6 protein-coding genes and 1 pseudogene are annotated in these 7,722 nt (G+C 59.5%); 5 read left to right on the forward strand and 2 right to left on the reverse strand.

The features are described from left to right. Positions 1-21 precede the first annotated feature (21 nt). Positions 22-1,734, reverse strand: coding sequence for a methionine--tRNA ligase (metG, locus tag AC13DE_RS13340; protein WP_483048088.1), 1,713 nt, complete (start codon positions 1,732-1,734; stop codon positions 22-24). A gap of 55 nt (positions 1,735-1,789) precedes the next feature. Beyond that, the gene (locus tag AC13DE_RS13345; protein ID WP_446313902.1) at positions 1,790-3,034 is read right to left on the reverse strand and encodes an MFS transporter; all 1,245 of its coding nucleotides are present in this window, start codon (positions 3,032-3,034) and stop codon (positions 1,790-1,792) included. 163 nt (positions 3,035-3,197) lie between these two features. On the opposite strand from AC13DE_RS13345, the gene AC13DE_RS13350 reads away from it, so the two are divergent. The 5 genes and pseudogenes from AC13DE_RS13350 to AC13DE_RS13370 form a co-directional block, all read left to right on the forward strand. Next, a complete protein-coding gene (locus AC13DE_RS13350; protein WP_483048089.1) occupies positions 3,198-4,238 on the forward strand; it encodes an aldo/keto reductase in 1,041 nt (346 codons plus the stop codon). Positions 4,239-4,276: 38 nt separating this feature from the next. Further along, positions 4,277-5,185, forward strand: coding sequence for a 3-dehydrocarnitine:acetyl-CoA trimethylamine transferase BcoG (bcoG, locus tag AC13DE_RS13355; RefSeq protein ID WP_483048090.1), 909 nt, complete (start codon positions 4,277-4,279; stop codon positions 5,183-5,185). Continuing rightward, positions 5,182-5,679 carry a lipocalin family protein gene (locus tag AC13DE_RS13360; protein WP_483048091.1) on the forward strand — a complete coding sequence of 166 codons (498 nt, stop codon included), beginning with the start codon at positions 5,182-5,184 and terminating at the stop codon, positions 5,677-5,679. Before bcoG ends, AC13DE_RS13360 begins: the two co-directional genes overlap by 4 nt. After that, entirely contained in the window at positions 5,676-7,151 is a 1,476-nt protein-coding gene (locus AC13DE_RS13365; RefSeq protein ID WP_483048092.1) for a carnitine 3-dehydrogenase, read from the forward strand. Before AC13DE_RS13360 ends, AC13DE_RS13365 begins: the two co-directional genes overlap by 4 nt. Before the next feature lie 44 nt (positions 7,152-7,195). Beyond that, positions 7,196-7,585 (forward strand): annotated as a pseudogene (locus AC13DE_RS13370) (SDR family NAD(P)-dependent oxidoreductase); the annotation flags it as partial. Positions 7,586-7,722 lie beyond the last annotated feature (137 nt).

The raw sequence follows: 7,722 nt of genomic DNA on the forward strand, positions 1-7,722 counted from the left end.
GTTTTTTCCAGGTCGGATCGCCTAAGCCCGTACCCCGGCGAATTTTTCAGCCCATTCTTCGCGCTGCTCGTCGGTGATTTTGGTAAACAGAACCTCTGGAACGTCGAACGCGTGGCCGGGGGCGAGTTGGCCCAAGGCTGCGGGCACGTCATCGGGCCAGGCGGCATCGTCGACGCGCATGCTTTGCAGCATGCTGGCGGCTGCGGTGGGAATGAACGGGCCTGACAGAACCGCGTAAAGCGGGATCAGGTTCAGGGCCAGACGCACCTGAGCCGCGGCCTTGTCGGGGTCGGTCTTGAATGTGGACCATGGTGCTTCGGCTTGCAGGTATTCATTGCCCGCGGCCCAGATCGCGCGAAGTTCGGTCGCCGATTTGCGGACCTCCATCGCCTCCATGTATTTCTCGTATTGCGCGACCTTTTCAGTCAAGTCCGCGATCAAAGCATGCTCTGCGGGACCATATTCACCCGCTGCCGGGACCTCTTCGCCGAACTTGGAGCGGCAGAATTTGGTGATCCGGCTGATGAAGTTGCCCAATACGTCGGCAAGGTCCTTGTTCACAGATGCCTGGAAATTTTCCCACGTGAACTCCGCGTCGGATGTTTCGGGTGCATGGCTGAGCAACCACCAGCGCCAGGTGTCGGCGGGCAGGATTTCCAGCGCTTGGTCCATGAACACCCCACGCCCGCGCGAGGTTGAAAACTGCCCGCCGTCATAGGTGAGGTAATTGAACGATTTGATGTAATCGACCAGCTTCCAAGGTTCGTTCGAACCCATGATCGTGGCAGGGAAACTGAGCGTGTGGAACGGCACGTTATCCTTGCCCATAAACTGGGTATAGCGCACGTCGTCGGCACCTTTGTCAGTGCGCCACCAGCTTTCCCAATCGCTGCCTTTCCCGGCATCGACCCATTCCTGGGCGCAGGCGATATATTCGATGGGGGCGTCGAACCAGACATAAAACACCTTGCCCTCCATCCCCGGCCAATCTTCGTCGCCGCGTTTGACGGGGACACCCCAATCAAGGTCGCGGGTGATGCCACGGTCCTGCAGACCGTCACCGTCATGCAGCCATTTCTTGGCGATGGACGTGGTCAGCACCGGCCAGTCGGCCTTGCTGTTGATCCACTCGTCCAGCTTGTCCTTCATCTGCGACTGGCGCAGGAACAGGTGTTTGGTCGCGCGCATCTCGAGGTCAGTGGCACCGGACACGGTGGATCGCGGGTTGATCAGGTCTTCGGGGTCCAGCTGTTTGGTGCAGTTGTCACATTGGTCACCGCGGGCGTCTTCGAACCCGCAGTTGGGGCAGGTCCCTTCGACATAGCGGTCGGGCAGGAAACGACCGTCAGTTTCGGAATAGATCTGACGCTGCTCTACTTCTTCGATCAGCCCCTGATCGTACAACGCACCGGCGAAATGCTGGCTCAGCTTTTGGTTTTGCAGGCTGGACGACCGTCCGAAATGGTCGAACGACAGCCCGAACCCTTCGGCGATGCGTGCTTGAACGTCATGCATCTCGGCACAGTATTCCTCGACGGGTTTGCCTGCCTTGGCGGCAGCCAGTTCGGCGGGGGTGCCGTGTTCATCGGTCGCGCAAAGAAACAGAACCTCGTGCCCTCGGGCGCGCAGATAGCGGGCGTATAGATCGGCGGGCAGTTGGCTGCCCACCAGGTTGCCGAGGTGTTTGATGCCGTTGATATACGGAATGGCGGATGTGATGAGGTGGCGTTTCATGATTTAGACCCCGATAATGCTTTGCCCACCCTGTAACGCAGCTACAGGGCAAGGGCTAGGGGGCCTTGCGACCAACGCTGTGATTGTCCCGTTGGCGACGCATCAGACGACCGATGATGAATGTCGTCCGGGGCGCATAGACATACGGCGTGCGTTTTTTTGCCGTGGGGCGGGCCCGCATCCGGGTCAGTCCAAACAGCACCAACACCCCGTGACCGATGGATATCATGCCGAACAAGGCCGCGGGGCCATAGTTCTCGATCAACACGGATGCCAGATAGGGTGCGAATATCGCCCCGACGGCAAACCAGAACATCAATGCGGCAGACAGTTCGACCCGCTCTTCGCTTTTGGCAAAGTCATGGGCGTGCGAAGCGGCGACAGAATATATCGGAAAGGTGGTCAGACCAAATAACGTGGCGGCCAGGAAAATCGCGCCGGTACCCATCCCTGCCGCCATGACCGTAACTGCACAACTCAAGATAGACGCGGCCGATAGCCAGATCAAAACCCAGCGGCGGTCGAATTTGTCTGCCAGCCAGCCGATCGGAAACTGTGCCAACGCCCCGCCCAGGACAAACGCCGACAGGAACCATGCGATTTGACCTGCGCTCAGCCCGACCTCTTGGCCGTAGATGGGGCCAACCATCCGAAACGATGCGCTGGACAGGGCCGCGACGACCACGGCGGCGGCTGCAAGCGGGGACCGGTCCATTGCCAGACGGGGGCGCAGCCTTGGTTGGGCAGGGGTTTCGGGCTGAGGCAGCCGGGTCAACACGAGGGGAAGCAGTGCTGCTGAACACAGGATCGCCAACAGGTTATATGAGACATAAGAGGCAGGTGTCAGTACCCCGATCATCATCTGCGCGGCCAGTGATCCGGTCATGTCGACGACGCGGTATGCGCCCATCGTGCGCCCTCGGGTTTCGTTGGTGACTTTGGCGTTGAGCCATGCCTCGACGACGGTATAGCAGCCCGCGACACAGAACCCTGACGCCACTCGCATCAACGCCCATGCATAGGGATCGATGATCAACATATGCGACATCAAGCCGATTGACCCGGCGGCGGTAAAGGCAGCAAAGGCGCGACTGTGGCCGACGCTTCCCATTACCCGCGGTGCCCACCAGCATCCGACGAAGAACCCGATGAAATGCGCCGAGCCCAGCAGACCGATCTCTTGGTTGGAAAATCCCAGCTTGATACCGGACAACACGTCCAGTGGTCCGACTCCCCCGGACGAAAGTTGAAGCAGGATCACGGACATGAACAGAGCGGCAAAGGAAATGAGCAAGCGCATATCCGGCCACTGTCGCCTCTTTGGGGAAGGGAGCCAACTCCCTTAGCGACGTAGATTGTCGAAAACAGGACTTAATCAGCTTTTCGCCGCCGTGCTTGAAAAGGCTATTGCGATGCTGTCGATGAAACGTGAGGGTGGGCGCAAATTGAGATGAGGATTTTCGATGAAGAAGAACAAGCTGGGCCGTACCGATATTGAGGTAACTGATTTCTGTTTGGGGTCGATGACCTGGGGTACGCAGAACACCGCCAAAGAAGGCCACGCACAGATCGAGCGCGCGCTTGATGCCGGGATCAACTTTATTGACACGGCAGAGATGTACCCGGTTAATCCGGTCCGCGCCGAAACCATCGGTCGTACCGAAGAAATCATTGGCGAATGGATCGGGAGTTCGGGGCGGCGCAGCGATTTCGTGCTGGCGACAAAGCATTCCGGGGAAGGGGCCCCGGTGCGCGACGGGGCCGGAATTTCATCGGATACCATCCGGCCCACGATCGAGGCGTCGCTCAAGCGGCTGCAAACCGATTACATCGACCTCTATCAGTTTCATTGGCCCAACCGGGGCAGCTATATGTTTCGCAAGAACTGGCAGTTTGATCCGTCCTCGCAGAACCGTGCCGACACCATGGCCCACATGGACGACTGCATGGCGGCCTTGCAAGACGAGGTTACGCGCGGCACGATCCGCTGCTTCGGTCTGAGCAACGAAAGCGCGTGGGGCCTGACGCAATGGGCCAATGCGTCCGACCGCAGTGACGGACCGCGCCCTGTATCCGTGCAAAACGAATATTCGCTGTTGGCGCGTCTTGCCGATACAGATGTAGCAGAGGTCTGCCACAACGAAGATATCGGCATGCTGTCGTATTCTCCGTTGGCCGCCGGTCTGCTGACCGGGAAATATCAAAACGGAGCGGTACCTGACAAATCGCGCATGGCAATCAACGGTGATCTGGGCGGGCGCAAGACCGACCGAGTCTTCAAGGCGGTGGACGCCTATCTGTCGATTGCGCAAAAGCACGGGCTGGACCCTGTTCATATGGCGATGGCTTGGGCCCGCCAGCGACCTTTCATGACCTCGGTGATCTTTGGGGCGACGTCGTTGGATCAACTCGATGTTGTTCTGGGCGCGTTGGACCTGACCCTGGGCGATGAGATCCTGACCGACATTGATGCCGCGCACAAAGCGCACCCGATGCCTTACTGAAAGCCCTGACTGACCCTCGAAAAGCAAGGAGCCTTAAAATGCCACTGACGATGAACAAAGACGTGTTTATTACTTGCGCCGTTACCGGATCGGGCGGCAGTCAGGACCGAAGCCACCATGTGCCGCGATCGCCTGCGCAGATCGCCGAAAGCGCCATTGCCGCGGCGAAAGCGGGGGCGGCGGTCGTGCATTGCCACGTGCGCGATCCCGAAACGGGGGCGCCAAGCCGACGTCTGGATCTGTACCGCGAGGTGACGGAACGTATCCGCGAGGCCGAAGTTGACGTGATCTTGAACCTGACGGCGGGAATGGGCGGTGACATCATCTTTGGACCCACCGAAAATCCGATGCCCCCGGTGGATGGGACCGATATGATCGGTGCATCGGAACGGGTGCAGCACATCAAGGAATGCCTGCCCGAGATCTGCACGCTTGACTGTGGCACGATGAACTTTGCCGAAGCCGATTATGTCATGACCAACACCCCCGGCATGTTGACGGCGATGGGGCAGATGATGACCCATCTTGGCGTGAAACCCGAGATCGAAGCGTTTGATACCGGCCATCTTTGGTACGCCAAGCAGTTGGTCAAAGACGGCGTGCTCGACAGCCCTGCGCTGGTCCAGCTCTGCATGGGGGTACCATGGGGGGCACCGGATGATTTGAACACCTTCATGGCGATGGTGAACAACGTGCCTGACGACTGGACGTTCAGTGCGTTCGGATTGGGCCGCAACCAGATGGCCTATGTCGCTGCCAGCGTACTCGCCGGTGGTAACGTGCGGGTCGGGCTCGAAGATAACCTGTGGCTGGACAAGGGGGTTCTGGCCGAAAACTGGCAACTTGTGGAACGCGCAGGCACGATTATCGAAAACATGGGGGCGCGGGTTATCGGTCCGGCTGAAGTACGCGAAAAGCTGGGCCTGACCAAGCGTGCGCCTGCGTGAAGCTGGCGTTTCTGGCGATGGTCGTGCTGGGGGGCTGTGCAGCCCCTGTTCCTGATGCAGCGCATGGGTTTCGTGACCCGAAAGCGTTGATCGGGGCGACCAGTCGCTTTGATGCAGCGCGGTTCAAGGGGCCTTGGGTGGTGCGCGGCAGCTTTGGCGATGACGCCAGCCAGATCGCCTTGGTCGAAACAACCGGGGGCGCGGCGTTTCAACTTTGTGCTCTCCCGGCCTGCACCGGGGGTGGAACGCTGTGGCTGGCCAGTCAGAAAGGGCATGGGCGATACGTACTGTCGCACCCCGATGGCACCACGCGCGAGCTGTGGGTGCTGTGGGTCGACGAAGGGTTTCGCACTGCCGCGGTCGGCAATCCGGCAGGCGATTATGGCTGGATATTGGACCGTCACCCGACAGGCGGTTCGGACCGGATCACCGCAGCGCAAGAGATATTGGATTTCAATGGCTATGATATCAGCCAGCTAAGGATGCGAAAATGACCAAGACAGCAGCGATAATCGGGGGCGGAGTTATTGGCGGCGGATGGGCCGCACGGTTTGCGCTCAACGGTTGGAACGTACAGATATTCGACCCCGATCCGCAGGCCGAACGCAAGGTTGGCGAGGTGATGGCGAACGCCCGGCGCTCTATGCCCGGTCTGACAGATGTTGCGTTGCCCCCAGAAGGGACGATCAGTTTTCACGACAGCATTTCCGATGCAGTCCGCGGGGCGTCGTGGATTCAGGAAAGCGTGCCGGAACGGCTTGAGATCAAACATTCGACCTTTGGCGCGATCCAGCAGGCCTGTGATCCCGATGCCGTGATCGGTTCGTCCACCAGCGGTTTCAAGCCATCAGAGCTGCAAGACGGTATGGCGCGCCCAGATCAGATCATGGTCGCGCACCCGTTCAATCCTGTCTATCTGCTGCCGCTGGTGGAACTTGTGCCTGGCGACGGAAAAGACGGGCCGACTGTGGAAAAGGCCAAGCAAACCCTGATCTCGATCGGCATGTACCCGCTGCACCTGAAAAAGGAGATCGACGCTCATGTGGCCGATCGCTTTCTTGAGGCCGTCTGGCGCGAGGCATTATGGCTGGTCAAGGACGGTATCGCCACAACCGAAGAGATAGACAACGCCATTCGCTATGGTTTTGGTATTCGCTGGGCGCAGATGGGCCTGTTTGAAACCTACCGGGTTGCGGGCGGCGAGGCAGGCATGAAGCACTTCATGGCGCAGTTCGGCCCGGCGTTGAAATGGCCATGGACCAAGTTGATGGATGTCCCCGAATTCAATGAGGAACTGGTCGATCTGATCGCGGGTCAGTCAGACGCCCAATCGGGGGCTTACGGCATTCGCGATCTGGAACGTATCCGCGACAACAATCTGGTGGCGATGATGCGCGCTCTCAAGCAGCAGGACTGGGGCGCAGGTGCCTTGATGAAGCAGCACGAAACGCGCTTGCGGTCAGGCACGGTACTTGCGGCACGATCTGCCGATATCGAAGACCCGAGCCAGCCGGTTCTAACGGTACGCCGCGCCGTGCCGTTGGATTGGACCGACTATAATGGCCACATGACGGAAGCGAAATATTTGCAGGCGTTCGCCGATGCGACCGACCGCTTCATGGAGCTTATCGGCTGCGACGCCGATTATATTTCGTCGGGCGGCAGCTATTTCACCGCAGAAACCCATATCCGCCATGTCGATGAGGCACATGCAGGCGCGATGATCGAAGTGCGTACACGTGTGTTGATGGGGGCGGGCAAAAAGATGCACCTTTGGCACGAGATGTTCGAGGGCGACCGGCTGTTGGCAACGGGCGAGCATTTCCTGCTCCACGTGAGCCTGGCCACGCGCAAGCCTTCGGAGCCGTCGCCGGATATCGAAGCGGCCTTGGTACGCTTTGCCGACGCCCACGCCAAATTGCCTGCGCCAAACGGCGTTGGACGCTTTGTCGGGGCACCGCGGTGAAACGCGTTCTGATCACCGCCGGCGGTTCGGGCATCGGGCGCGCGATGGCCGAGGCATTTGACACGGCCGGCTACGAAGTTTGGGTAACCGATGTAGACGCTGCGGCACTGGACACATGCCCCGATCACTGGCTCTGTCACCTCGCAAGCGCCACTGACGAAGCTGCAATGGCTGCCGTCGCCAAGGATATGGGCCAGATCGACGTACTGTGTGCCAATGCCGGTATCGCCGGACCGACCGCGTTGATCGAAGATGTGGCGCTGGAAGATTTCCGCGCCTGTGTCAGCGTCAATCTGGAGGGGGCCTTCATCGCTGCCAAACACGCAGCGCCTTCGATGAAAGCGGCAGGCGCAGGCGCGATCATCGTTACGTCCTCGACAGCCGGTATTTACGGCTATCCCAACCGTGCCCCATACGCCGCGGCAAAATTGGCCGAGGCTGTGTGGAAACGCATTTGATTGCGTGTTTTGGACCTCTGTTTTTCCGCCCATGGCGTTTTTCTATTCCAGGAGCGCCATTTGTCCCATATGGGGTCCTATTTCATCGGGTCGGGGCTTTGATCGCGGGATCT

It is taken from the genome of Sulfitobacter sp. L-8, from assembly GCF_056859255.1.